The organism is Rhizobium viscosum, from assembly GCF_014873945.1.
GTDB lineage: Bacteria > Pseudomonadota > Alphaproteobacteria > Rhizobiales > Rhizobiaceae > Rhizobium > Rhizobium viscosum.
The window spans coordinates 1,806,794-1,829,785 of sequence record NZ_JADBEC010000002.1; the positions used below are offsets into that span (position 1 = coordinate 1,806,794).

Here is a 22,992-nt window from a genome sequence, read left to right on the forward strand (position 1 = left end):
CTAAACACGGGAGGACGCGCATGACCGAAACGTTTGCCGCACGTGCGCAACTGGACCGAGCACGAACGGAGGCGGATACCGCCCAGGCTCGTGCGGACGAACAGCTGGCCGTGGTGCGGCGGCTGCAGGATGCCATGCAGGCCGCCGACCCCCACGCCACTCAGGAGCTGTTCGTTGCTGCAACCGCCGCCCATGCGAGGCTCCAACAGGAAGCTCATCTGCGCGCCAGTCTGGCTCGAGGCGCCGAAGACGCATTGACGCAGGCCATGAACGCGGATGCCGCGCTCTTTGCCGACCGCAACACGGACCCGATTGCCCTGCTGCCGGTGCGGGTGGAAACCATCTGGTGGGAGCCGCATAAGCTGCGGGTTCGGGTGTATCCGGATGACATCCTCATGCCCGGCTCCAACGCGGAACTGACACCCGCCGAAGCCGACGCCGGCGCCGAGTACTGGCGGGCGCCGGGACCTGAGGCTTGGCGGGAACTGCTCAAGCGGCTGCGACCTGCGCGCGCGGCGTGGGCGGTCCGCGCCTGCCGCCCGGGTAGCCCGCCGCCGACCGTGCGGTCCGACGGTGAGGGAGACCGTCGCGTCCGCACACTCGCAATGCCGAAAAAATGGCGGTTCATAGGCCTGCTCGGCGGTGAGGTGGTCGTGGACAAGCTGGGCCGGACGGTGCCGGATCCCCTGCCTGTCGGCCTGTTGCGCTCCGACGAGGAGGAAGGTTGGGAGACCGACTGGTTCGCGGCGCTCCGGGCCGGGATGGCCGTGGAGCTGACGCTCAACGAAAACGACCGCCTGGACGAGTTGCTGGTCGTTGGGGTGCGCGACGGCTCGGCGACGGACGGCGCCGCGCAACTCCGCGACCTGCTCCTCGGCCACATGTTCGGCAGCGAACTCGGCATGCTTCCGGCCGGTACTCCGACCAACAACACCCCGCGCGCCCGCTCGGCTTGGTCTTCGGTCCCTGCCTGTCCCGAGCCGGATCCGGAACCGCCGGCCGCTGGGCGGCCGGTGGCGGACGCGTTGGCGGCCGCGCTCGGCCTGCCAGATGCCGGTTTCCTGCGCAACTGCCCCGGCGCAGACGATGCCGAACCGTCGGCCGTCGAGGCGCTGTCGCTGCTCACCTGGCCAACCCTGGGGAAGGGGTTCACCGAGGCGGCGGTCTCGCATCTCGACCTGGGGTCCAGGCAGACCAGGAGCACCGATCCGGCCCGACCCTGGCGCGGGATCCGCGATCATCTTGCGGAACACGTGCGCGGCCGCGGGCCGCTGCCGACTGTGCGGGTCGGCCGTCAGCCCTACGGCGTACTGCCAGCAACCGCGCTGAGCGACTGGCAGGCCGAGCGGAACGGCGACGTGGACGGACTCCTCGCGCCATGGCTGCTGCGACTGCGGGAACGCTGGCGCGCGATTCTGCGCAACGATGATATAATCCCGAAGGTGCGGCCCGGAGAGCCGGTCGACCAGGTGGTTGTGGACGTGTTGCAACGGCTGCCCGTGGCGACGGGCTTGGCCATGCGCCGGATGGACGGGCCTGGGTTCGCAGTGCCCAGGATCCCGCGTGACCAGCCGCCCGCCAACCTGGATCTGCCAGGCTTGTCACCGGACGGGACATTGCGGTGGACCACCCGCTCCGACGGCTGGACCGACCTTGGCTGGGGCCTCGATGATGCGACCGGCGCCCCGGCGTTCGTCCCTCGGCTCACCCCGGATCCGGTCAGCTTCCCCATCAGGGCGCTTAACACCGCCGACTATCTGGGGGCTGTGCGCACCTTCCTGTCCGGAGAGCTGGCTGCGGCCGACTACGACCGGTCGTGGCCGGTGGAACTCTCCTCCGGTCGGGAGACCCCGCCTCGACCCAGCACATTCTTCCACCTGCCAAGCGGTCGCGGCGAGATGCCGAACGAAGAGGAGCCGGCCGAGGGCGAGGAGCCGCATGAGCTCCCTCCGGAAGAGTCACCCGACGCAAGCGGGTTGCTCGATGCGCTGCTGTTCCTGCCCAACTGGACGTTCATGGACGGTGACGACGGTGAGGACGACCCGCTTCGCCAGGCACTCGCCGTCACCGGCGAGGTGGACCAATTGGTGGCGGACGTGCTGGAAGGGCTGTCCGAAAGGGAGCGCACCGAACGCGTTGCGGCGGTCAGTCACGCCGCAAGCGCCTTGCCCAGGCTGGAGCAGGCATTTCGGACCATCGCTGCCGTGCCGGTGACCCGGCTGCCTGAACTGCTGTTGGAGGTCATCGACGTCTATTCGCACCGGCTGGACGCCTGGGTCACGTCGCTGGCCTCGCGGCGGCTGGCGCAGCTACGGGAAGCCGGTGTCGATGGGGTCCGCCTCGGCTGCTACGGCTGGGTCGAAAATCTGGCTCCGCCCGTGCCCAGGGAAACGGTTGAGGTGGAAACCGAGGACGGAGCGGAAATGGCCACCGTCTCCGAAAAGGATGGCTATATCCACGCACCGTCGCTACAGCATGCGGCGACGGCGGCCGTGCTGCGCTCAGGCTTCATCGGCAACCCCGACAATGAGGCCTACGCCGTTAACCTGAACTCGCGGCGTACCCGGATCGCTCGCTGGCTGCTTGGGGCCGTGCGTCGAGGGCAGAACCTTGGCTCGTTGCTGGGCTACCGGTTCGAGCGGTCGCTTCACGACGCGAACCTCGACCACCTCATCGAACGGTTCCGTCGCCAGTTTCCCCTCCCGGCCGTGCCGGAGCCCGAAGGAGAGGGCGCCGACGGAGACTTATGGGCGCGCAGCACGGAAATCATCGCCGCGCGCAATGTCGTCGATGGAATGGCTCTTGTGCGGGCCGGTCCGGGTGTGATCGACATGGTGCCGGAAGCCGACCGGCCGAAGACGGTCGCGCTGTTGCGCGATCTAGCGGATGCTCTTGATGCCGTCGGAGATTTGGTGCTGGCCGAGAGTGTCCATCAACTCGTCGGCGGCAGCCCTATTCGCGCGGGGTTGGCAGCCGACACCTTGGGCCGCGGCGAGGACGTGCCCGACACGTTCCAGATGGTGCGCACGCCGCACCGTGCCCGCGCGCTGACGCACCGGCTGGCCGTTCTGCTCCCCGCACAGCCGTCCGGGTCGACCGGATGGCCTACCGACGACCCCGTTGCTGCGCTTGACCCCGGACTGGAGGCGTGGATCGCACATCTGCTCGGCCCAGCCGCGGGCTGGACGCTGAGCGGTGTCCTGCTGCGTGACCCTCGGGCAGCTCCGGAGGCCGGCGAGGCCTTCAACATCACCGCTGACCGGCTCGGGCTTGGCGCGCTGAGCACTCTGCTGGATGCGGCGGGCGCCGACCATGCCCGGCTCAACGATGCGGTCCGGCGCGTTTTCGGCGCAGCGCCGGGTGTGCTGGTGACTTTTGCCGGTGATGGCTGGACCGACCTGAGGGGCCGTGCGCTTCGGATTCGGTCTCTGCTGGCCACGGCCCAACCCCTGCTGCCGGCACACCTGCCTGGACGCCCGGGCAACCCAGTTGATGTGGCAGACCTGCGCGAACGGCTGGCCCGCTTTGCGGACCCCCGGCTAGTCGCCAGCCACCCCGGAGCGGCGGCGCTGCGCACGCTGGCCACCGATCCGCTCGGCCCTGACGGGACGGAAGGTTGGTTGTCGCGCGCGCGGACGGCGCTGGCCGAGGTGCTCGGCACGAATATCCCGTTATTGCCCGCACTAGCCGGGCCGTCGCCGCGACGATCGTGGCTGCGCCGGGAGGTCTCGCCGTCGACAATGATGTGGGTCTGCGCGTCGGGTCCCGGGGCCCGGGACTTGCCGGGCGCCATGATCGAGGACTGGTTGCGGCACAACGCAAAGGTGCGGCCGGTGGCCCGCACGCTCCACGAGAGTTTGCTGGTCGCAGGGACCCGGGCTGGGCGGGTCGAGCCACTGCGCGCGGCACAGGATCCGCAGGGCGAGGCCGACCCCTGGATTGGTGGGGCCTTCACCGGCGGACCACGCCCGCAAGCCACCGCACATCTGGTGTGGCACGCCCCTCTCGAAACCGGAGACGCGGCCTTTACTGGACTGTTGCTCGACGAGTGGATCGAGTTGTTGCCGGGACTCGATCTGCCCGGCCCGCCGGGGCCAGCGGCTGCCAATCTTGTTCCGGAGACCGAACTGACCGGAGTTGCGTTCCACTACGACCGGCCGGACGCGAAGGCGCCGCACAGCCTTCTCATCGCCGTCCCCCCCGACCTGGACCGCGGCTGGACCTCGGACGGTCTGGTCCAGGTACTTCGCGAAACACTCGAACTGGCCAAGCTGCGTGCCATCGACCTTGCGGATCTGCCTCTACTGGATGACTTGATCCCTGCCATCCGGATATCCTCGAACGGCGCGACCGGACAGGCGCTTTCCAGGATCGAGACCCGTCGGCCTAATACCGACCCTCAGGGGCCATTCCGGTTCGAGCCGGGGCACCGCACGGACGGCGTCGAAGCCGGTCTGGCTGCCCGTATTCACGATCCCCTCTGGCTGCTCACCCGCCAGTGGCAGTTCGGGGAGTTCGCCGCTGAGGACGCCGGCTCTCCCGCAGTGGTCCGGATGGCCGGCGAGAGTACGCCCATCGACGCCTGGCGCCCTGCCGGGAGGCCGGACTGGATGCCCTACGACATTCGCCTCGGACCATTGGACGCGCAGGTCGAGGATGAGCCGGTGGCGGTGGTCGACCCGCGTGCCGCGGGGGAGTCGACGGTAAAGGTCGATGAACGTCTGCGCGCCGAGGGTGGCGCCATGCTGCTCCGAATGCTCGACGACGCCGGGTTCCTCTCCGCCGCTACTGCCGTGCTCGCGGCTCACCGGCTTCCAGCGGATCGGCAGGACACCAGCCTCCTTGGCCTGCTCGACGGCCTGCTGCCGGACGCGCAATCGGTGGCTGCCGCGCTGGATGCCGGCACTTTTGCCGCCGAAGCGGATCCGAGGCTTGGCGAGATAGCCCGCGGCTGGCGGGTGTGGTGGATAAACCAGTTGAGCGAACGCGGTCCGGATTGTTTCGACGAACACCGCTTCGAGCATGCGGCGGAGGTTTCGACGGGCGGTTCCGTGCTGCTTGCCGAGGAGTACCTGGGCGATGGGCTGGACTGGTACAGCCTTGACGTACACCCCGACCCAGAGATCGAGGCGGCGCCCCCGGCGCCGCCCCGCCCGTTCGTCCACGAGGGCCTGCCATCGCTTATATACTACGGGGGATTGCCGGCCGACCGGTTCTGGGAGATGGAGGATTCCAGGGTCGATCTTGGCGCGATGGAATTGTCCACGCTGGACACCGGCCGGCTGCTGCTGATCTCCTTCGCCACAGTGTACGGCAACGACTGGTTCCTGGTGCCGCTGGAGGTGCCCGCTGGATCGTTGACGGTGCTCGACCAGGTGCTAGTGCGAGACGTGTTCGGCCGCCTTCACAAGGTCGAACGCGCCGGCCGGGAGGACCCTTCCTGGTCGCTGTTCACCCTTCACAGTCCGGATCCGGATCACCGCGCCGCGTCGGGCCTGCTGATGCTGCCCACCGAACGCGGCCAGACGGGGGCACCGCTGGAGAGCGTGGTCCTGGCTCGCGACGAGTTGGCAAACCTGGCATGGGCGGTGCAGCATCTATATACCGATGGACGAGGTGAGATAGTGGAGCGTCGTGATCAGTGGATGCGACAAATTCGGGAGCCTGCTCCGGTCGGCGAACTGCCGACGTACAGGGTGCAGACCGAGGTGCCGGACTACTGGCTCCCCCTCGTGCCCGAGGCTCTCCGCCCCGGTGTCACCCACTTCCGCTTGGCCACCTTGACTGGGCCCGGCCTCGGCTCGCGCCTGGAAGGCCGGCTGCTCAGGCCGCGACAGTGGATCTACGAGGAGGAGGTGCCGCGCGATGGGGTGCGCCTGACGCGACGTCCCGTGCTGGCCCGCTGGTTCGACGGCTCCTCGCACGTTTGGATACGGAGGGAAAAGACTCCCGGCACCGGAGAAATTTCAAGCGGCCTCGCGTTCGACACGGTTCGCCCGACCGAACCATGGCCGCGGTGAGTCATGGCATCTATCTCACCGGACAAGCTGCTCTGGACCATTCTGTTACAGGCGTTCTCGAGCGAACGCCATCGCACAATCAGGTGGAATAGTTCGGGTGTTTCGATTCCCTGCGCCAGAACGTGGCCGCGGTAACCCTGCGGCTAAGTAGGGGAGCGACTTCGGCGAATGCTTGTTTGAACGTTTCAGTATGCTCCTTGTAAACGGGTAGCTGAGCGATCTCGTAAATCATGGCTGAACCTTTAGGGTAAGCTGGGCGTTAGGACCTTACTTCGTGCGAATTTGAAGTTATCTTCGCGTACGGTCGTGAATACCCTCGCACCGATGGCTTTCGCGACCTGGATCGCCACATGACCGACCCCTCCCGCGCCGCCGTGGATCAGAATGCTTTCCCCGACTCTTAATGCCGCACGCGCGACCAGGGCCTCCCACACCGTCCCGCCAACCAGGCTCAGGCTTGCTGCTTCGAGATGGCTTAGCGAGGAGGGTTTCCTTCGGATGATGTTTTCGTTCGCAACGTGGTATTCAGCATAACTTCGGTCGAGCGCTGGGGGCAGAAGAAACTCCGCCTCGCGCCATGCTGGAGTTTGTTGCTGATCAGATCGGCGCCGCTCCAGACGAATTTGCCCTCTATGCACGCCGTGAAGAAACGCGTCGGGATCACGTGGCGCGGCTGATGATGTACATGGATAGGTGGCGTCGATCCAGAGGTAGGGCCACTCACCCTCAATGGGCCGGGCGAGGAATGCTTTGACCTTGTCGTCGATCTCCTCGCAGAGTCGGGAGACCTGGCTCTTGGAGATGCCGCTCATGCCCATGGCTTTGACCAGGTCGTCGACCGAACGTGTCGAAACGCCCTGAATGTAGGCTTCCTGAATGACAGCGGTCAGGGCCTTCTCGGCCATCCGGCGCGGTTCGAGAAAGCTCGGGAAATAGCTGCCTGTCCGAAGCTTCGGAATGCGCAGTTCGACGGTGCCTGCCCGTGTCTCCCAGTCCCGGTCGCGATAGCCGTTGCGCTGGGCAAGCCGAAAGGAATTCTTCTCGCCGTAGCCCGCGCCCGCCTTCGCGCCGACCTCCAACTCCATCAGCTTCTCGGCTGCAAAGCCGATCATCTCGCGAAGCAAATCGGCGTCGGCGCTCTTCTCAACGAGCGAGCGCAGGTTCATCATGTCGTCGGTCATCAGTGATCTTTCCATCAGGTTGAGCTTGAACAACCCGACCCTACCGGAAAAACACTGATGGCCGCCTTCCTGCTACACCACTCCCCGGGACATCATCGGAAAACCGACTTGCGAAGTTGTCGGAGTTGACAAAGTTGCCTCAGATCGCCATCTTTTGGTCAGGAGAATTGTCATGGCCCAAAAGATCCAGTCCAAGACCCCGAAAACCAACGCTGATGGCTCAAACACCATTATGACGATGTTCGTTCTTGACGCGAACCCTTTCGAAGGGGTCGCCGGGTTCCAGTTGCCCGCTGGCGCGCGGGTCGCTGTGGTGACTTCGCAGCCGGAAGCAGCGAGTTCTGTCGCCCGGACCGTCGGTAAGCGCTTTCGCGGCAATAGCATGGTCGTTCGAAGAATGCGCCGACTTGCGAAAGCCAAAGAACGCGACGAGACGACCAATACAGTCAACAAGGCGGCCTTCGAGCCGGATGCGCGCAGCCGGGCTGTGCTGCAGGGTGTCCGGATCGCGCAGAACGACTTACAGGCAGCAGGCGGCGCCTTCGATCTGGAGCAGGTCAGGGCGCTCCTGCACGGGGTCTCCCGTCAGGCCGTAGATAAGCGTGTGCAAGAGGGAAGTTTGCTGGCCGTTCCCGGTCCAAGCAATAGACGCTGCTACCCCACGCTTCAGTTCAACCGAGATGGTACTGTCGTGGGAGGCCTCAAGGAGGTGCGGGATTCCCTGCCCGTCGAGAGCCCTTGGGCTGTGTTGAACTTCCTTGCACGGGCAGATGTTCGCCTGAGCGGGCGGAAGCCTATCGATGTTCTTCGAGAGGGAAATCTGCAGTTGGTTCTCGAGGCTGCCAACCGCTACGGTGAGCAGGGCGCGTGACCGTCCCTCTGCCACCTGCAGATTTGCATAGCCGCAATCCCAAGATGGTCTCGATCCCCGTGGGGTTTAACCTGCATCGGTTCTACACGGCAATCTATGAACCGGTCTTCTTCGACCGATCAACGAGTGGTCGCTTCAACGCTCCCGATGGTTCATTCGGCGTGCTCTATGTGGCGCAACTGGTCAACGGGGCATTTTCAGAGACGTTCCTGCGTTCCCCGGGAAACACATTGATCGATAGTGCCTTCTTGAGACGCAAAGGCTATGTTCGACTTGAGACGGTGTCGCCGCTAAAACTGATCGATCTGACCGGGCCGGGCCTTGCGCTTGTTGGAGCGACGGCCGAAGTCCCTCATTCGGGGCTTCACTATGATGCACCTCAAGCCTGGTCGAAGGCGCTATTCGACCATCCTGTGAAGGCGGATGGAATTGCCTATCATTCACGCCACGATGACACGGAAATTTGCTACGCGATTTTTGAGCGCGCGGGAGCAGCTCTCGTGGAGGTCTTTCGCGAGCTGGACCTTGATGAGGATTGGTTCTGGGACATCGGGGCTCGCTATGGGGTTGGCTTGGCGCCGTAGCTTCTAGCCGTCCGAACGGAGGGCTATCTCCGGCGCGAAGTTAGCCTTGTCTTCTCTTCTTGGCGTTACCGTGAACGCAAAAATCGCGAAGCTTGCTCTCTTTAATTGAAGAGATAGGTCTCGCGATATTTTGAACCGGAATCCACGCAACCCGTTTTCTCTCCAGTGGTTCCAGGCATCAGCTGTGGGGTAGCTCGTCCAGGGACCTGCAATAATCGGTGGGAAGATGATGATGGCGAGCGCCTTCATAGCCGCAAGTATCTCCTTCACGCGAACTGGTGCTGCTTTTGGAACTGCGTCCATCGTCTCCTCCTGTGCGGCAATCGCTCGCAGGTCCGTTCGTCAATAGTTATCCAATACTGCAAGTCGGATCTTGCGTTGCACAGGATGCCAGGCGCCACTATTTTGATGCGACGAGGCGACGAGAGCAGGAAATGGATTCGCAGCTCGACATGTTTTCGAAGGCGCCGCTTCCTGTGGTGGAAAAAGTGAGCGCGCGCGTGGTGCTGCGTCGGCCACCGCAGACCAGCGCGATGTCCGACGAAGACATGGCGCGGAAACTTCAAGAGAGCGGAAACTATCGCATCCTCAGGAAGCTCGTCGCCCGGCCTGTCGTCACGGTTAGGCGGCCCCAATTCTCCGGTTTGGGGGTGGTTCTCGACACGGAGACCACGGGTCTCAATCACCGCACCGACGAGATCATCGAGATCGGTGCAGTCGCCTTTACCTTCAATGATGATGGAGTGATCGGCGATGTCATCGGTGTCTATGGCGGCTTGCAGCAGCCGTCCATGCCAATTCCGCCCGAGATCACGCGGCTGACGGGAATCACGGACGCGATGGTCGAGGGGCAGGTGATCGATATCCAGTCCCTGCGTAGGCTGACTGAACCGGCAGACCTGATCATCGCCCACAATGCCGGCTTTGACCGGCCGTTCTGCGATGCGTTCTCCCCCGTCTTTTCCGGCAAGGCGTGGGCTTGCTCGGTTTCGGAGATCGATTGGAGCGCCCGTGGCTTCGAGGGAACGAAGCTCGGCTACCTCATAGGCCAGGCCGGCTACTTTCATGAGGGCCACCGCGCTGTGGACGACTGCTTTGCGCTTCTTGAGATCCTCGATCAGCAGCAGGCAGACGAAGAAAGTCCCTTCAACGAACTATACCGCGCCAGCCAGCAATCGCGTGTTCGCATTTTTGCTGAGCACAGTCCGTTCGACATGAAGGACCATCTGAAGGCGAGGGGCTATCGCTGGTCGGACGGCAGCGACGGTCGCCCTAAATCCTGGTGGATCGAAGTCGATGAAGACGATCTCAACGAGGAGCTTCGCTATCTTCGCTCGGACATTTACCAATGGGACGAAGCGGACCCGCCGATTTTGCACCTGACGGCCTTCGATCGGTTCAAAGCCTGATCGAAAGGATGACAACTCCGGGTCAACCCTTACGCTCCGGCCTTTCACTTCGTCGTTGCTGATTGTCGCGACGCGAGGTCCAGCAGCACGTTGGCGATTGCCTGGCCATCGTGCTGTCCGCGGCTCCATGCATCCTCATATTCGCCGGTGATTGCTTCGTAGGTCTCGTTGCTGCTCGGGCCATGAGACAGATACGAAAACGCGCCCACCGTTTTTTCAAAGGGAAAGAGGACGCGATTTTCCAGGGCGTGGGTCAAAAGCCGGCCCTGCTGCGGCTGCACTCTGGCCCACAGGGCCTCGACGCCCTGCAAAAGATCGCCCAGCGATCGATCCGTGGTCTCGCGGCATTGCAAGACGTTGCCGATCCAAACCCGCGGGCACCTGACATCTGCCAATGCGTCGGCGATCTCGGCGATGTGCAGATGCGGGAGCAGGCTCGTGTAAAAGCTTCCAGGTCCGAACGCGATCAAGTCGGCGCGCGCGAGCGCCTCAATCACCGCCGTATTCGCAGTGGGGGGAGTGCCCGATGCGGTCGATAACTCTATCTCCGCAATCCCGACCTTGGCGTCCTCCTCGGACAGCTTTGTAATCACGTCCTGCCTATCTACACGTTTTCCGTTTTTCAGTGTCGCACTAAGCGTGAGGTCACTGTCCAGCGATGACGCCCATACATCGCCCTCGATGCTGCAGAGCTTTCGGAACACGAAGACCGCCGTGTTGACGTCGCCGTTATGGGCCAGAGTGGCTCCCGCGAGTATGAAATTCCCAATGCTCCCGTTACGGAAATCGAAGTCGTTTCCAACTGTCGAGGAGAAAGTTTTCAGGTAATTCAGGATCGCGCCGCGTAGGCCAGGTTCCATGCGTTCGAGAAGCGGATGACGGCCCTGCGAGTAAAACAGGAACTCGGACAGCGCCTCGTCTTTGCCGAGGTTACTGGAAAGGCGAGCGTTGCAGATCTTGACGACATCGCCAGCGCGGCCCTCACCGTGCGCCATTGTCATCAGAGCCTGGCGGAGATCGCCGACGGCGAGAAGGCCGATCCGCTCTCGGATGATCTTGGAACTGCCGCCGCTGTCCCAAGCGGGTACGATGCGGGTCAGTTGTGCTTTGCCGCACAAAGCAATGTTGATCGCGCGACAGGCGCTACCGCCGGAAAACAGGACAATGCGTTTCAAGCGGGACTCCGGAATTTGATTGGCGCTTCAGGTCGAGGAAGCGCCCAGCTTCTGTTCGAACGTATCTATGACCCATGTCAGGACCGAGGCCATTTCGATCGGTATGGTTGTGTCGACTTCGAGTGTCGGACCAAGTCGACTGGGTTCGGCACGCTTCGCAAGCTCTATGAGTTCCGGCACATATGCCAAACCTGGATGCCCGGCAAGGCGCTGCCCGCTCCTGTTTTTGTAACGATCGCCGATGACCTCTGGTGGAGCGTGACACCAGAGTTCAACGACCTCCGTGATGCCGGCCATGGCGATATGCTCGCGAAGCACTTCCACGGGCTGGAATCCGAACCATGCGTCGACGATGAACGTCGAGCCCGGGGCCGCCTCTGCAACGGAAGAGAATATGGCTTTGTAGCTGGCCCTCCCCAGGATGCGATTGAACGGGCGGTCGACACTTTCGATGAGCTCCAAAAAAGGGTTCTTGACTGTGTCGAGAGAGAGCAGCGGCCAGCCGGTTTCCTTGCAGAGCGCGTGCGATAGCCCACTCTTTCCCGATGCAGGCACGCCGTTCACCATCACGAGGCGCTTGCCGGTTCCCCGAGGCGAATGTGAAGCGAGATCGAGTGCGGCAAGGCCACATCCGATTACGCCGGCATCGTCACCAAGTTCGGCAAGGCGAACATCGGCATCATACCAGGTTTCCAGTTTGGGGAGGAAGCCGAGCGATCGGATCGCAGCTTCGCCCATGCCGCCTCCAAGGACGACAACATCGGGGTCGAATGCAGCCGATAGGGTATTGATTGCCGCCCGCAGCGGACCGCCCCACGCTCGCATGACACCAATTGCCGGCTCATCGCCTGCCTCGGCTTGCTGGAGCAGGTGTTCGAACCGGATGTCCGAGCCGTATCCCGCCTCGTAGAGATGTCGCCCCAAGGAGGTGCCGGAAGACTCTGTCTCGATACATCCACGCTGGCCACAGGGGCAGGGTTGCCCTCCGATATTTACGACGAGATGACCGAGTTGTCCGGCGCACCTCCTGCCGTTCACAATTTGCCCGCTTTCCATGACCGCGCCGCCAATTCCGGTGCCGATGGTCATCATCACAGCGTTGCGAAGACCCTTGGCCGCTCCCCGTCTCGACTCGCCAATGAGTGCCATGCTGCAATCGTTGGCGACCAGGGTTGAGCGGCCAAAGGTCGTTGACAGTTCATGCTTCAGGTCCACGCCCGAAAGATTGAGAAAGCCTCCTGAGATGATTTCGCCGGACCAACCGTCGACACGACCCGGTATTCCGACGCCGATGGCGCGAGCGCCATCACCGTCCATCCCACGGACGAGGTCCTTGATAAGCCCGATGGCAACCGCAGGGTCGCGACTACCCGCTATCGAGCGCTTCTTGAGAATCGCCCCGGATGGAGAGATTCTCGCTGCCCGCATATTCGTGCCGCCGACGTCGATGCCGATTGCAAAATCTTCAGGAGACATTTCTGTTCGAACCTCAGGCTGCGGCCTTTTCGGCGCGATAACGCCGGATGATATTCTGAATGTCCTGCAGGCGGGAGACAGCAATCGTCGAAAGTTTTTCCTTCGACACCTTGCGATCAAGCGAAATGCAGTCTTTCCAGAGCGAGCGGCCAGCGATGACACCGGATGCGCCGTTCTTCATTGCCGCTTCGACCTGCGGCAGGAAGGTCCTGTGATCGACGCCGGCGGACAGGACGGCCCACGGAACGTCGCCGGAAATCTTGGTGACTTCAGCGCAAGCTTCCTCGTTGCCCGGATAAGGAATCTTCAGAACCTTCGAGCCGAGCTCCAGGCAGGCGCGCGAGCCCTCGACGATCAGCGACGGGACCTTCGCTTCGTATTCTTCCTTGCTTTCGCCTTCCAGCTGATAGGTCAGGAATTCCACGACCAAAAGCAGGTCCTCGTTGGCGAAATCCTCGATGCGCTTTTTCAAGGTTTCGAGGTTCGCTGTGTTTGCGGCCGGCCTATCCATGCGGAGGTAAACCATGATCTTGCCGCCCGTTGCGCCAAGTTCGCGCACCTTGCGGGCGTCAATCCCGTCGACCATCTTGGAAATGCGATAGCCTTCAGGGGAAACGTCGAAGCCGGAGGCGTCGATACCAATCAGGAGAGCGGTATCGCGGGGCAGGATATCCTTGTCGACGAGATCGGGAACAGCGCAGATAGGATCGACCAGCACGCAGCCTGCCTTGGAGGCCAGGTATAGCGTGATGTCCGCCTTGGTCTCGCCGAGCGTCGCGTTGCTGATTTTCGCCTGTTCTTCCGGCGTCGTAGCAAGTACGGTACGCATGCCGCCGCGCTGGTCGCAGGCGATAACCATCATGGCTCCACTAGCATCGCAAATCTGATGATAGCCGCGGCGCTCTGCGGTGGTCATAGCTGTCATTCTCATTCTCCCTCTGGATCGAGACTTGTGTCGGGGTCGGGTGATTGGGTCTGAACAGGACGCACGTCCTCGTTTCGCGCCATCGCAGGTGTTGGCCTGGCTGGTTCGATGTCAATGTTGAATTGTGATCCGGTTCGGTGTAACTTTCGAAGCCATGTAACACGTTGCAGAAAGGAATTGCAAGCTGCTTCCGCAAACACCACAGGACACGGCATCCCGTGCGACCCTGCATATGGTCGCCAAGCTTCACTACGAAAGCGACATGCCGCAGGTCGAAATCGCCAAGAAGCTAGGCGTTTCCACCGCAACCGTGTCCCGCCTGCTAACCCGGGCGCGAGCACTTGGAATTGTGAAAATCGAAGTCATGGACCTGGTTGTCCCTGACGAGATCACCGCGCAACTGATCGAGGCTCTCGGTCTCAAACGCGCCGCCGTGATCGATACGCCATCGACAGGTGTCCTCGCCGCTCTGGCTGCCCCGCTGGGCAACCTCCTTAAGGAGGAGAATCTCGCGAAGGGCGCAACGATCGGGATTGGATGGGGACGTGCGGTTCGCGAGGTCATTCAAGCTGGATTGCCACGCATTCCGGATGCGCGCGCCGTTGCGCTGAATGGCGGCCTGCAGCAGTCGGCCCCGCATTTCCAGATTAACGAGTTCGTTCGTCAGGCGGCTGAGCAGTTCGGCGGGACCGCCCACTTTTTGCACGCCCCATACTTATCCTCGGTCGAACTTCGCGATGCTTTCTTGAGCGATCCCGTTGTCAAGGAAACCTCCGGGCTCTGGGACAAACTCGACTGTGCGATCGTCGGGATTGGATTACCTCACGCTATCAATCCGCCGGAAGCAAGCGCCGCGACCCTCAACGAACAATCGATCGGCGGAGCCGTTGGCGATGTCATCCGTCACTACGTCGACCGCGACGGGAAGCTGCTTCCGTGGGAGGGCGAGGAACGCATGATCGCCGCGACGCCAGCTCAACTCCAAAATGCCGGACTGTCGATCGGAGTGGCTGCAACGATCGAAAAGGCCGCCGGAATCGTTGGGGCGGTTCGCTCTGGGATGATCAACGCGCTCGTAACCGATACCTCGACTGCGCTTGCAATTTTGGAGATTTGTCAAGAAAAAGCAAACAGCTAACTGCTGACAATCGGCCGCCGCAGAGCATGTGAAATAATTTTCTGGAAAAAATTACTTGACGGCGCGTGGCCGTTGACCTGATTATTCCCCCGCTGATCGGGCGTGAGACAGAGGAGTTCTCAGAGCCCAATTTCAATCAGGGAGGGAATCATGGAACGTCGTTCGTTCATCAAATCTGCCGCCATCGCTTCGCTTGCCGCTCCGGCTTTGATCACCGCTGGTCGCGCGGTGGCTCAGGACAAGAAGTTCACAATCGCACTCATCCCCGGCCTCACGACCGACGCATTTTACATCACGATGCGGAAGGGCGCTGAAGCTGCGGCGAAGGCCGTAGGTGCTCAGCTGGTCTTCCAGGGAGCGCCCGAATTCAATCCGGTAACTCAGGTTCCCGTTCTCGACGCCGTCATTGCCAAGTCGCCTGACGCACTGCTGATTGCGCCGACCGATACAAACCAGCTTATCCAGCCGCTGAAGCGAGCCTCGGATGCCGGCATTCCGATCATTACCGTCGACACGTTTATCGGCAGTGGCGACTATCAGACCGGTGCGGGTGACGGCGATTTCCCCTTGTCGTACATCGCGTCGGACAACATTCTCGGCGGTGCGATTGCCGCACGCGCGTTGGCCACCGCTATCGGTGATAAGGGCAAGGTGTTCGTCTCCAACGTCAAGCCGGGCATCTCGACGACTGATCAGCGAGAGCAGGGCTTCAAGGACGAGATGAAAAAGCATCCGAACATCGAGGTCCTCGAAACCCAGTTCAACGAAAACGACGCCAACAAGGCTGCTTCCCAGCTCCAGGCAGTCTATGCCCGTAACTCGGACCTCGCCGGGGTCTTCGGCGCGAACCTCTTCTCAGCGATGGGCTCATCGAACGGTGTTCAGCAGGCTGGCCAGATTGGCAAGATGAAGGTCGTCGCCTTCGATGCGCCGGGCTCAATCGTCGACAGCCTGAATTCCGGTCTTGTGGATATGGCGATCGCACAGCATCCCGCCGAAATCGGGTACTACGGCGTCATGTCGGCATACGCACATCTCACTGGAAACTCGATCCCGACTAAAATCGGCACCGGGTTCACGGTCATCGACAAGAAGAACGTCGCAGACCCCGCAACCGCAAAGTTCATCTACGCAGAGTGAAAGCCTCCCAAGCTTCACGGGACGTCCGGTCGCACTGATCGGGCGTCCCACGTTACGGCGCAACAGCCATCTGCTAACTTCCGGGAGCGACTGAATGGTCGAGCAAGCAAATCCGACGAGTGCGTCGCATGTGGCCCCCCAGGCCGACCATGCGGACGTCAGTAAAACCGTCATCCAAAAAATCGCCCAGCTACGCGCATGGGTTTTTCTCGCCGCCCTGCTTGTAGTCTTTGAACTTTGGGCGCGCATCGATTTTGGCGGGACCTTTGTCGGTTCCTCGTTCAATTGGCGTTCGGTCGCGATTTTCGCGGTAGCGCCGCTTCTTCTCGCTATCGGTCAGACCTTCGTTATCATTTCCGGCGGCATCGACCTCTCCGCGGGCTTCATTATGGGCCTGGCCGCGGTCGTTGCGGCGCATGCTATAAACATGCTGGGCGTCTACATGCCCTTGCCGATCGCGATGGTGCTCGGAATTTGCATTGCCGTCGCGGCCGCTGTCATTCCTGGAACCATCAACGGCTTGCTGATCTCGCAGCTGAAAGTTCCACCCTTCATCGGGACGCTCGGCATGTTCGGTGTCGCCAGAGGTTCAGCGTTCCTGTTGGCTGGCGGAACAACCGTCCCGGTGAAAAACAGCTATCTGGCCGAACTCGGAAATGGTCAGGTTCTCGGTCTTCCATACCTCGTTATCGTCGCCGCGATCGTGGTGGTCGTCATGCATTACCTGCTGAGCCAGACGCGTTTTGGCCAGCACAATTATGCAATCGGTGCCAATGCCCAGGCCGCCCGTCGCGCCGGCGTGGACATCAAACGGCATTTGCTGCGTCTTTATATCCTGTCGGCGATTTGCGCCGGCATCGGTGGGGCTCTTTACGCCGCGCGTTTCACCGCCGGCGCTGCTCAGGCAGGTGAACCACTCCTTCTCGATAGCGTCGCGGCGGTGGTGATCGGCGGGGCAAGCCTGTTCGGTGGCTCAGGTACTATAGTTGGGACGATCGCCGGTGCGCTCGTCATCGCGGTCATCCAGTACGGCCTTGTGTTTATGAACGTCGAACCATTCTGGCAGTTCATCGCGGTCGGCGTCGTCATCATCATCTCGGTGCTTATCGATCAGGCCCAACGTCGGTTCAGCGGAGCAAAGCAGGATGAATAGTGCAGCACCTCTTCTCGAAGTCCGGAACCTGTCGCGTTACTTCGGCGCAGTGAAGGCCTTGGATAATTGCTCCCTAGTCGTCCGGCCAGGCGAAGTCGTGGCTCTCGCTGGCGATAACGGCGCTGGCAAGACCACAATGATCAAGGCGATATCGGGGGTCTACCCACCAACTTCAGGCGAAATTCTTCTCGAAGGAAAGCCCGTCTCCTTTTCGTCGCCCGAAGATGCCCGGGAACAGGGTATCGAGACGATTTACCAGGACCTCGCCCTGGCGGACAATCTTTCGATCGGTGCAAACATCTATCTCGGCCGGGAGCCGATGAAGAAAGCCTTTGGCTTCCTTCCGGTACTCGATCGAAAGGCGATGGCGAAAGCCGCCGAGGAAACGATGGCGTTGCTCGACTTCCACGTGAAGCGGCTCGAGGCCCCGGTAAGCAACTTTTCCGGCGGTCAGCGTCAGGCTGTTGCCATCGGACGGGCCGTGTTCTGGAACGCTAAAATATTGATCATGGACGAGCCGACCGCAGCGCTAGGGGTACCCGAGCAGCGGAAGGTGGTCTCGCTGATCAAGTCGCTGAAGTCCCAGGGCAAAGGTGTGATCTTCATTTCCCATAACCTGCAGGACATCTTCGCGGTCTCCGATCGCATCGTCGTCCTCAGAAGAGGCGTCGTGGCCGGTGCTCGCAACATCGTGGACACCGACCACAATGAAGTCGTCAAGCTGATGGTCGGCGGCTAGGCGCTACAACACAAAGCGCATCAACGCCAACCCAACACTGAAAGGCATTGTAAGGAAGGCTCGCAATGTTTGGATTAGAAGACAAAAAGATACTCGTGACCGGGGGCAGTGGCGGCATCGGTATGGCAACCGCTGGACCTCGGAGGATGACATCGCTTCTGCGATCGTTTTCCTCTTGGGTAGCAGCGCTGCGATGATTACCGGGGTTTCGTTGCCGATCGATGGCGGTTTCACCACCGGCTGAGGGTTGCCAGAAAAGGGGGTAAACACCCATCCCCGAAGCCTCTCTCAAATTATTGGAATTCCAATGGCCACAGCTCTCTCTGTAAACTTGAATGCGATCGCCTTCCTGAGAAATCGTCGCGACCTTCCATGGCCGAGCGTCGAGGGTATCGGGCGCATCGCGCTTGAGGCCGGTGCTCAGGGTCTTACCGTCCATCCAAGGCCCGACCAACGTCACATCCGGTTATCGGACCTGCCGGTTCTGAGGGAACTAATTGATAAGTTCGCCGATACGGAATTCAATATCGAGGGTTATCCAACACGTGAATTTCTCGATCTCTGTATCGATGCACGTGCTGATCAGGTCACCCTCGTACCAGACGATCCATCTCAAGCGACGTCGGACCACGGCTGGGATGTTCGCAGGCACAAAGCCTTCCTAGCCGAGACCACGGCCGAACTGAAACGCTACGGGATACGTGTTTCGTTGTTCGCGGATGGCGACGGCGATCAGGAGGCGATGGAAGTCGTTCGGGACATTGGTGCTGACCGCATCGAACTCTACACCGGTCCCTATGGAGGCTGCTTCGATGACCCTAAGCGGGCGTCGTCTATTTTGGAGCTTCTGGGCAGGACCGCTGACGCAGCCCGGGCCATGGGCCTGGATGTCAATGCCGGCCACGATCTGACTGTTGCGAACCTGCTGAACTTGATTGGCAGAATTCCCAATCTCGCAGAGGTTTCCATCGGCCACGATCTGACGGCCGATGCATTGATTCACGGAATGGCCGAGACCGTTCGGCGTTTCAGGCGCGCCTGCGGCCAAGAACTCTAATTCGGATTTTTGGGACTGCCATGAGTGACATCAGGTTGGTGATTTTTGACTGCGACGGCGTGCTGGTGGATTCCGAGATTCTCGGGATCACCATTGAAAAGGAGCTACTGGCGAGCGCCGGCTACGATATCAGCATTCCGATGCTGACGGAGCGTTTCAGTGGGATGAGCTGGCAGGACATACTGACGATCATCGAGGCGGAAAGCGGTCTGAGCCTGATGTCCAAGCTCCTCGACAAGACTGAAACCGAACTTGACATTCGACTTCCGAAAGAGGTCGAGGCGGTCGATGGAGTCCGGGCTGCGCTCAAGACCCTCCAGTTCCCCAAGTGCGTGTGCTCGAACACAAAGATGTCTCGGCTAGACGCAATGCTGGAGAGGCATGGCCTACGCCAATTCTTCGGTGCCAGCGTCTTTTCAGCGAAAGACCTCGGCGAGGGGAGATCGAAGCCGAAGCCGGACATTTTCTTGTTCGGAGCGAAGAAGATGGGCGTTGAGCCGGTGCACACTGTAGTAGTTGAGGATTCTATTCACGGCGTTCAGGCGGCACGTTCGGCGGGCATGCGTGTTGTAGGCTTTACCGGAGGAACGCACACATTCCCGGGTCATGCGGCGAACCTCATCGAGGCTGGCGCGCATACGATCGTATCGCATATGCGAGACCTTTCCGCAGCCGTCAGCGAAATCGCAACCTACGAACCAGGCTAACCGCAGGCCGGCTATCCAATTGATACTGACCTTGCCCCTGGAAAATTCCAGTTCCAAATGGCCTAAATTATTGGGGGCACGTCAGATGCAAATACGTCTCTCGATACAGTTGTTCGCCACATCGAGTATCTCATCAACCGCGTTGGTGAGGACCGGGTAGCGCTTGGATCAGATTTTGACGGCACCACGGTGCCGAGCCAGATTAAGGATGTCAGTGGAGTGCCGCACCTGTTCGAGGCGCTATGGGTAGAGCCGGATTTGGTCGGCGAACGATATCGAAATTCGCTTCTGAAAACTGGCTTAGGGTGTTTAGGCTCACTTGGAAGTGATGCTTCGTGCTTCGTTAGCGCTGAGATACTTGGGGCGTGAGGTCTTGTATAGGCTCGCGAAATGTAAATGGCATGTTCCATGAATAGCCCCGTTCGGCCATAATAGGATACCCAATGAAGGACCGCATTTTACAATGTCGCAAATCCTGCCAGCGAGATCGGTGAGTGCGAAACAAGTTCACGAAGGAGCCTCCCGCCTCAGGGAGGAAGCGCCCGCCGCCTAGCGGCCGATCGACCAGGTTGTCGATCCGATGGTCGAGGCGGGACTCGTGGCTCGCGTGGCGAAAATAAGCCCCGTGCTCACCGTCAAAGGCTGACGTCATGCCCTCAACGCTCGACCGCTGCGGTCAATTAACGCACGGCCGCGGTCGAGCCGTCTCCGCTGACGAGGCCGGCCTTTGTCGCTCCGTACCTGAAGGCGGCGATGGCCTCTTTCGAGCTGACAGGCCAATTCCGCATGTACGAATCGACCGTGAAGTCTGGAAACTCGGTTCGTATTCGCTGGGCAAGCGCCCGGGCCTCTTCTGTCTTTCCGAGCCGCGCGCTTGCCATAGCTCGTATCATCAGGGATTCGCCGTGGACAGGAGCTTTGAGGGCGGCCTCGATCGCCGCCTGGTCGTTTCCTGCGACGTACTGCGCGATCGAAAGAGCCGCCGAGTACCAGGATGGCGCGCTGGGGTTCAAGCTCATCGCCCTTTCGGCCAGAGCCACGCTACGCTCGGCGTCGCCGACCACGAGCGGCATGTTGTAGGCCATCAATGCGAGATTGTCCGCATCGTTCGGAGCCAGAGATATGGTCCGCTCGAAGTCTTCGCCGGCACCTTTCAGGTCGCCGTCGGCCGCGCGCAAGGTGGCCCTTTGTCCTAAAGCGACCCAGTCGTTGGGGTCGATTTCCAGGGCGTGAAGTGTGTCCTGCCGGAACGTTCGCATGGCCCCATCGGCATCGCTCGAATATCCGAGGGTGCCTACGACGGAGTAGGCGATCCCCAGTTCGCTCCACGCCCGTGCGAATTGCGGGTCGAGGGCGACGGCCTTCTCGAGATAGTCAATCCCTGCCTGAACGTCGTCCCTGGTTCCGAGTTGAAAGCGGTCAGTACCCAAGAGATAGAGATCGTAAGCATCGAGGCTCGAGGGCGGCTTGCGACGGGCCACAGCGCGGCTGTCCTTGGCGATCTCTCCGTATCGCGGCGAGGCGATGCTGCCGACGACCCTGCCTGTGATCTCGTCCTGTACCGCGAACAGATCGTCCGGCGACCGATCATACCGTTCGGCCCAAACGTGGGTTCCGGTGGCGGTGTCGATCAACTGGGCTGTGACCCTCAGGAAGTCTCCCCTGGCCTGGACACTGCCCTCCAGCACATAGCGCACGCCGAGTTCGCGGCCGACCTGCCTGACGTCGGGGCTTTTGTCCTTGTAAGCGAAGCTGGAGTTCCTGGCGATGACGAATATCTCGGGGTGCCGTGCGAGGTCGGTTATGATGTCCTCGCTCAGTCCGGATGCGAGCCTTTCCCACCGTTCGTTGCCGTCGAGGTCGTTGAAGGGAAGAACGGCGATCGTACGCATGTCGTCCGGCCGTCTCTCGGCCCAAAACGCCCAGCCGATGGCGAGGATGGCCACCGCTGCTGTCAGAGCGATCCCCCATTTCAAATGCGGACGCATTCTTAAACGCCAAGGGCGGCCGGAACCGGAAAGCCGCAGCGTGTAGGTCCGCACCGGGCGGGAGATGTTTTTGACGCGATGCTCGCCCGCGTAGTCTATGGGCACGGCGACCTTGCCCTGCAGCTGATCGAACACGGTGCCCGAAATCAGCACGGCTCCGGGTTTGCAAAGCTGCTCCAGTCTGGCGGCCACATTGACACCGTCGCCAAGGAGGTCGCCATCCTCCGCGACGACGTCGCCGAGATTGATGCCGATTCGCAACACGACCCTTTGGTTTGCCGCAACGGCCGCTTGTTGGGCCGACAGCGTCGCCTGGATGGCGATGGCGCAATTGACCGCGTCGACAACAGAGGCAAACTCGGCGATCGCGCCATCGCCCATGAGCTTGACCATCCGCCCTCCGTGATTGTCGATCAGTGGATCGAAGATGTCGCGATGAAGGTGCCTGACCGAGGACAAGGTGGCCTTCTCGTCGTCCTCCATCAACCGGGAGAACCCGACGATATCGGCGGCGAGGATGGCCACCAGACGGCGATGTGCTTGCTCTCCCACGGTAGCCACCCAACTTCGTTACGCAAACGGCACAACTCGGGCTGCCTCAACATCGGCTCGGGCTTATCATACCCTCGTTGAGGACTGAGCGCGATAGCCAGCTGAGAGCGTGGGCAGGGCTTTTGCTTTCGGGGAGGCAACAGGCGTCGTCCAGACTTCAGCAGAGCTTTTGCGACGGCGGGGCTTGTTGCGTCGAGGTCTTCGCGGGCCGTCGGAATTGAAGTGGTTTGCCACAACGACCTGTCCCCTTGCAATTTCGTGTTTAGCGCCGGACGACCGCTGGCAATCATCGACTTCGACAGCGCATCACCGGTACCTCGGATGCACGATCTTGGCTACGCCGCATGGATGTGGCTCGATCTCGGTGACGACGATATCGAGCCTGATCTGCAACGACGCCGATTGACCCTGTTCTGCAAGGCCTATGATACCGAGTGGATTTTCCGCGTGTCATCGATTTTATTTTACTGCGACAGCGGATTCTGCTTGCGCAGGGGCGACGCATTGGTGATGTGGCTATGGAACGCTGGGCGGCCGATTGCCACGAATGGACCATCAGGTACCTCCACAATATGTTCGACCCATCGGACGCCAATAGCGGGGCCACAGACACCGGAAACTTCTAGTCGGGGCGAATACCCACGAACCGGGTTGTTTCATCAATTTTGATTTGAACTCCCCGAAAAATTCGCGTTTAAATTTTGGCGAGCGGTCCACCATGGACCATTCGAGGGGCGCAAAGGGGTTTGCCGACACATCACCCGATTTCACGCGCGTCCTCATCATAGGAAACGGCGGCTCCGGCAAGACCTGGCTCGCCCGTCGTATCGCGGAACGGCTTCGCTATCCCGTCGGGCTGACAAAGCATTGAAATCGA

At 61.2% G+C, this 22,992-nt stretch carries 19 protein-coding genes and 3 pseudogenes; 15 read left to right on the forward strand and 7 right to left on the reverse strand.

Going from position 1 to position 22,992, the window contains the following annotated elements:
- Positions 1 to 20: 20 nt before the first annotated feature.
- The gene (locus H4W29_RS29180) at positions 21 to 6,020 is read left to right on the forward strand and encodes a hypothetical protein (protein WP_192732256.1); all 6,000 of its coding nucleotides are present in this window, start codon (positions 21 to 23) and stop codon (positions 6,018 to 6,020) included.
- Positions 6,021 to 6,289: 269 nt separating this feature from the next.
- Here the strand turns inward: H4W29_RS29180 and H4W29_RS34255 are convergent.
- Positions 6,290 to 6,556: pseudogene (locus H4W29_RS34255) on the reverse strand (NADPH:quinone oxidoreductase); the annotation flags it as partial.
- A gap of 2 nt (positions 6,557 to 6,558) precedes the next feature.
- Here H4W29_RS34255 and H4W29_RS34880 point away from each other — a divergent pair.
- Positions 6,559 to 6,711: pseudogene (locus H4W29_RS34880) on the forward strand (DUF4158 domain-containing protein); the annotation flags it as partial.
- Here H4W29_RS34880 and H4W29_RS29190 read toward each other — a convergent pair.
- Positions 6,710 to 7,201, reverse strand: a pseudogene (locus H4W29_RS29190) (transposase); the annotation flags it as partial. The pseudogenes H4W29_RS34880 and H4W29_RS29190 overlap by 2 nt on opposite strands.
- A 172-nt stretch (positions 7,202 to 7,373) precedes the next feature.
- On the opposite strand from H4W29_RS29190, the gene H4W29_RS29195 reads away from it, so the two are divergent.
- Positions 7,374 to 8,072: a hypothetical protein gene (locus tag H4W29_RS29195; RefSeq protein ID WP_246517500.1), complete on the forward strand. Its 699-nt coding sequence runs from the start codon at positions 7,374 to 7,376 to the stop codon at positions 8,070 to 8,072.
- The gene (locus tag H4W29_RS29200) at positions 8,069 to 8,656 is read left to right on the forward strand and encodes an RES family NAD+ phosphorylase (RefSeq protein WP_312872443.1); all 588 of its coding nucleotides are present in this window, start codon (positions 8,069 to 8,071) and stop codon (positions 8,654 to 8,656) included. The genes H4W29_RS29195 and H4W29_RS29200 overlap by 4 nt, the downstream gene beginning before the upstream one ends.
- 3 nt (positions 8,657 to 8,659) lie before the next feature.
- Here the strand turns inward: H4W29_RS29200 and H4W29_RS29205 are convergent, their stop codons facing one another.
- Positions 8,660 to 8,959 (reverse strand): hypothetical protein, encoded by a 300-nt coding sequence (locus tag H4W29_RS29205; protein ID WP_192732257.1) that lies wholly within the window; start codon positions 8,957 to 8,959, stop codon positions 8,660 to 8,662.
- A gap of 131 nt (positions 8,960 to 9,090) precedes the next feature.
- Between H4W29_RS29205 and H4W29_RS29210 the strand changes: the two genes are divergently transcribed.
- Positions 9,091 to 10,065 carry a 3'-5' exonuclease gene (locus H4W29_RS29210; RefSeq protein WP_192732848.1) on the forward strand — a complete coding sequence of 325 codons (975 nt, stop codon included), beginning with the start codon at positions 9,091 to 9,093 and terminating at the stop codon, positions 10,063 to 10,065.
- A 44-nt stretch (positions 10,066 to 10,109) separates the two neighbouring features.
- Here H4W29_RS29210 and H4W29_RS29215 read toward each other — a convergent pair whose 3' ends face one another.
- Genes H4W29_RS29215 through H4W29_RS29225 form a run of 3 tightly spaced genes read right to left on the reverse strand, consistent with a single transcriptional unit; the run spans position 10,110 to position 13,641 of the window.
- A complete protein-coding gene (locus H4W29_RS29215) occupies positions 10,110 to 11,240 on the reverse strand; it encodes a gluconeogenesis factor YvcK family protein (RefSeq protein WP_192732258.1) in 1,131 nt (376 codons plus the stop codon).
- Positions 11,241 to 11,267: 27 nt separating this feature from the next.
- A complete protein-coding gene (locus tag H4W29_RS29220; protein ID WP_192732259.1) occupies positions 11,268 to 12,716 on the reverse strand; it encodes an ROK family protein in 1,449 nt (482 codons plus the stop codon).
- A 13-nt stretch (positions 12,717 to 12,729) separates the two neighbouring features.
- Positions 12,730 to 13,641, reverse strand: coding sequence for a tagatose-bisphosphate aldolase (locus tag H4W29_RS29225; protein WP_192732260.1), 912 nt, complete (start codon positions 13,639 to 13,641; stop codon positions 12,730 to 12,732).
- Between the two features lie 232 nt (positions 13,642 to 13,873).
- Here H4W29_RS29225 and H4W29_RS29230 point away from each other — a divergent pair, with 232 nt between their 5' ends.
- The 8 genes from H4W29_RS29230 to H4W29_RS29265 all read left to right on the forward strand — a co-directional run bounded on the left by H4W29_RS29230 (position 13,874) and on the right by H4W29_RS29265 (position 19,944).
- Positions 13,874 to 14,779: a sugar-binding transcriptional regulator gene (locus H4W29_RS29230; RefSeq protein WP_192732261.1), complete on the forward strand. Its 906-nt coding sequence runs from the start codon at positions 13,874 to 13,876 to the stop codon at positions 14,777 to 14,779.
- Between the two features lie 150 nt (positions 14,780 to 14,929).
- Positions 14,930 to 15,919 carry an ABC transporter substrate-binding protein gene (locus H4W29_RS29235; protein WP_192732262.1) on the forward strand — a complete coding sequence of 330 codons (990 nt, stop codon included), beginning with the start codon at positions 14,930 to 14,932 and terminating at the stop codon, positions 15,917 to 15,919.
- A gap of 94 nt (positions 15,920 to 16,013) precedes the next feature.
- Positions 16,014 to 17,072 carry an ABC transporter permease subunit gene (locus H4W29_RS29240; RefSeq protein ID WP_192732263.1) on the forward strand — a complete coding sequence of 353 codons (1,059 nt, stop codon included), beginning with the start codon at positions 16,014 to 16,016 and terminating at the stop codon, positions 17,070 to 17,072.
- A complete protein-coding gene (locus H4W29_RS29245) occupies positions 17,065 to 17,811 on the forward strand; it encodes an ATP-binding cassette domain-containing protein (RefSeq protein ID WP_192732264.1) in 747 nt (248 codons plus the stop codon). Before H4W29_RS29240 ends, H4W29_RS29245 begins: the two co-directional genes overlap by 8 nt.
- 46 nt (positions 17,812 to 17,857) lie before the next feature.
- Complete coding sequence (locus tag H4W29_RS29250; RefSeq protein WP_312872511.1) at positions 17,858 to 18,055, forward strand: SDR family oxidoreductase; 198 nt, start codon at positions 17,858 to 17,860, stop codon at positions 18,053 to 18,055.
- 63 nt (positions 18,056 to 18,118) lie between these two features.
- Positions 18,119 to 18,868: a pyridoxine 5'-phosphate synthase gene (locus tag H4W29_RS29255; protein ID WP_192732265.1), complete on the forward strand. Its 750-nt coding sequence runs from the start codon at positions 18,119 to 18,121 to the stop codon at positions 18,866 to 18,868.
- A 20-nt stretch (positions 18,869 to 18,888) separates the two neighbouring features.
- On the forward strand, positions 18,889 to 19,575 hold the full coding sequence (locus tag H4W29_RS29260; protein ID WP_192732266.1) for an HAD family hydrolase: 687 nt from the start codon (positions 18,889 to 18,891) through the stop codon (positions 19,573 to 19,575).
- Between the two features lie 132 nt (positions 19,576 to 19,707).
- Positions 19,708 to 19,944, forward strand: coding sequence for a membrane dipeptidase (locus H4W29_RS29265; RefSeq protein ID WP_312872512.1), 237 nt, complete (start codon positions 19,708 to 19,710; stop codon positions 19,942 to 19,944).
- A gap of 311 nt (positions 19,945 to 20,255) precedes the next feature.
- Here H4W29_RS29265 and H4W29_RS29270 read toward each other — a convergent pair whose 3' ends face one another.
- Positions 20,256 to 22,115, reverse strand: coding sequence for an adenylate/guanylate cyclase domain-containing protein (locus tag H4W29_RS29270; protein ID WP_192732267.1), 1,860 nt, complete (start codon positions 22,113 to 22,115; stop codon positions 20,256 to 20,258).
- Positions 22,116 to 22,337: 222 nt separating this feature from the next.
- Between H4W29_RS29270 and H4W29_RS34885 the strand changes: the two genes are divergently transcribed.
- Both H4W29_RS34885 and H4W29_RS29280 read left to right on the forward strand, forming a co-directional pair.
- Positions 22,338 to 22,784 (forward strand): phosphotransferase, encoded by a 447-nt coding sequence (locus H4W29_RS34885; RefSeq protein ID WP_210332384.1) that lies wholly within the window; start codon positions 22,338 to 22,340, stop codon positions 22,782 to 22,784.
- A 49-nt stretch (positions 22,785 to 22,833) separates the two neighbouring features.
- The gene (locus H4W29_RS29280; RefSeq protein WP_246517504.1) at positions 22,834 to 22,986 is read left to right on the forward strand and encodes an AAA family ATPase; all 153 of its coding nucleotides are present in this window, start codon (positions 22,834 to 22,836) and stop codon (positions 22,984 to 22,986) included.
- The last annotated feature ends 6 nt before the right edge of the window (positions 22,987 to 22,992 follow it).

What these genes read in the sequence shown, in the direction of transcription:
- H4W29_RS29180 (WP_192732256.1), top strand. Translation starts at nt 21, where the DNA reads ATGACCGAAACGTTTGCCGCACGTGCGCAACTGGACCGAGCACGAACG.
- H4W29_RS29195 (WP_246517500.1), top strand. Translation starts at nt 7,374, where the DNA reads ATGGCCCAAAAGATCCAGTCCAAGACCCCGAAAACCAACGCTGATGGC.
- H4W29_RS29205 (WP_192732257.1), bottom strand. Translation starts at nt 8,959, where the DNA reads ATGGACGCAGTTCCAAAAGCAGCACCAGTTCGCGTGAAGGAGATACTT.
- H4W29_RS29210 (WP_192732848.1), top strand. Translation starts at nt 9,091, where the DNA reads ATGGATTCGCAGCTCGACATGTTTTCGAAGGCGCCGCTTCCTGTGGTG.
- H4W29_RS29220 (WP_192732259.1), bottom strand. Translation starts at nt 12,716, where the DNA reads ATGTCTCCTGAAGATTTTGCAATCGGCATCGACGTCGGCGGCACGAAT.
- H4W29_RS29225 (WP_192732260.1), bottom strand. Translation starts at nt 13,641, where the DNA reads ATGACAGCTATGACCACCGCAGAGCGCCGCGGCTATCATCAGATTTGC.
- H4W29_RS29230 (WP_192732261.1), top strand. Translation starts at nt 13,874, where the DNA reads ATGGTCGCCAAGCTTCACTACGAAAGCGACATGCCGCAGGTCGAAATC.
- H4W29_RS29235 (WP_192732262.1), top strand. Translation starts at nt 14,930, where the DNA reads ATGGAACGTCGTTCGTTCATCAAATCTGCCGCCATCGCTTCGCTTGCC.
- H4W29_RS29240 (WP_192732263.1), top strand. Translation starts at nt 16,014, where the DNA reads ATGGTCGAGCAAGCAAATCCGACGAGTGCGTCGCATGTGGCCCCCCAG.
- H4W29_RS29245 (WP_192732264.1), top strand. Translation starts at nt 17,065, where the DNA reads ATGAATAGTGCAGCACCTCTTCTCGAAGTCCGGAACCTGTCGCGTTAC.
- H4W29_RS29255 (WP_192732265.1), top strand. Translation starts at nt 18,119, where the DNA reads ATGGCCACAGCTCTCTCTGTAAACTTGAATGCGATCGCCTTCCTGAGA.
- H4W29_RS29260 (WP_192732266.1), top strand. Translation starts at nt 18,889, where the DNA reads ATGAGTGACATCAGGTTGGTGATTTTTGACTGCGACGGCGTGCTGGTG.
- H4W29_RS29280 (WP_246517504.1), top strand. Translation starts at nt 22,834, where the DNA reads ATGGACCATTCGAGGGGCGCAAAGGGGTTTGCCGACACATCACCCGAT.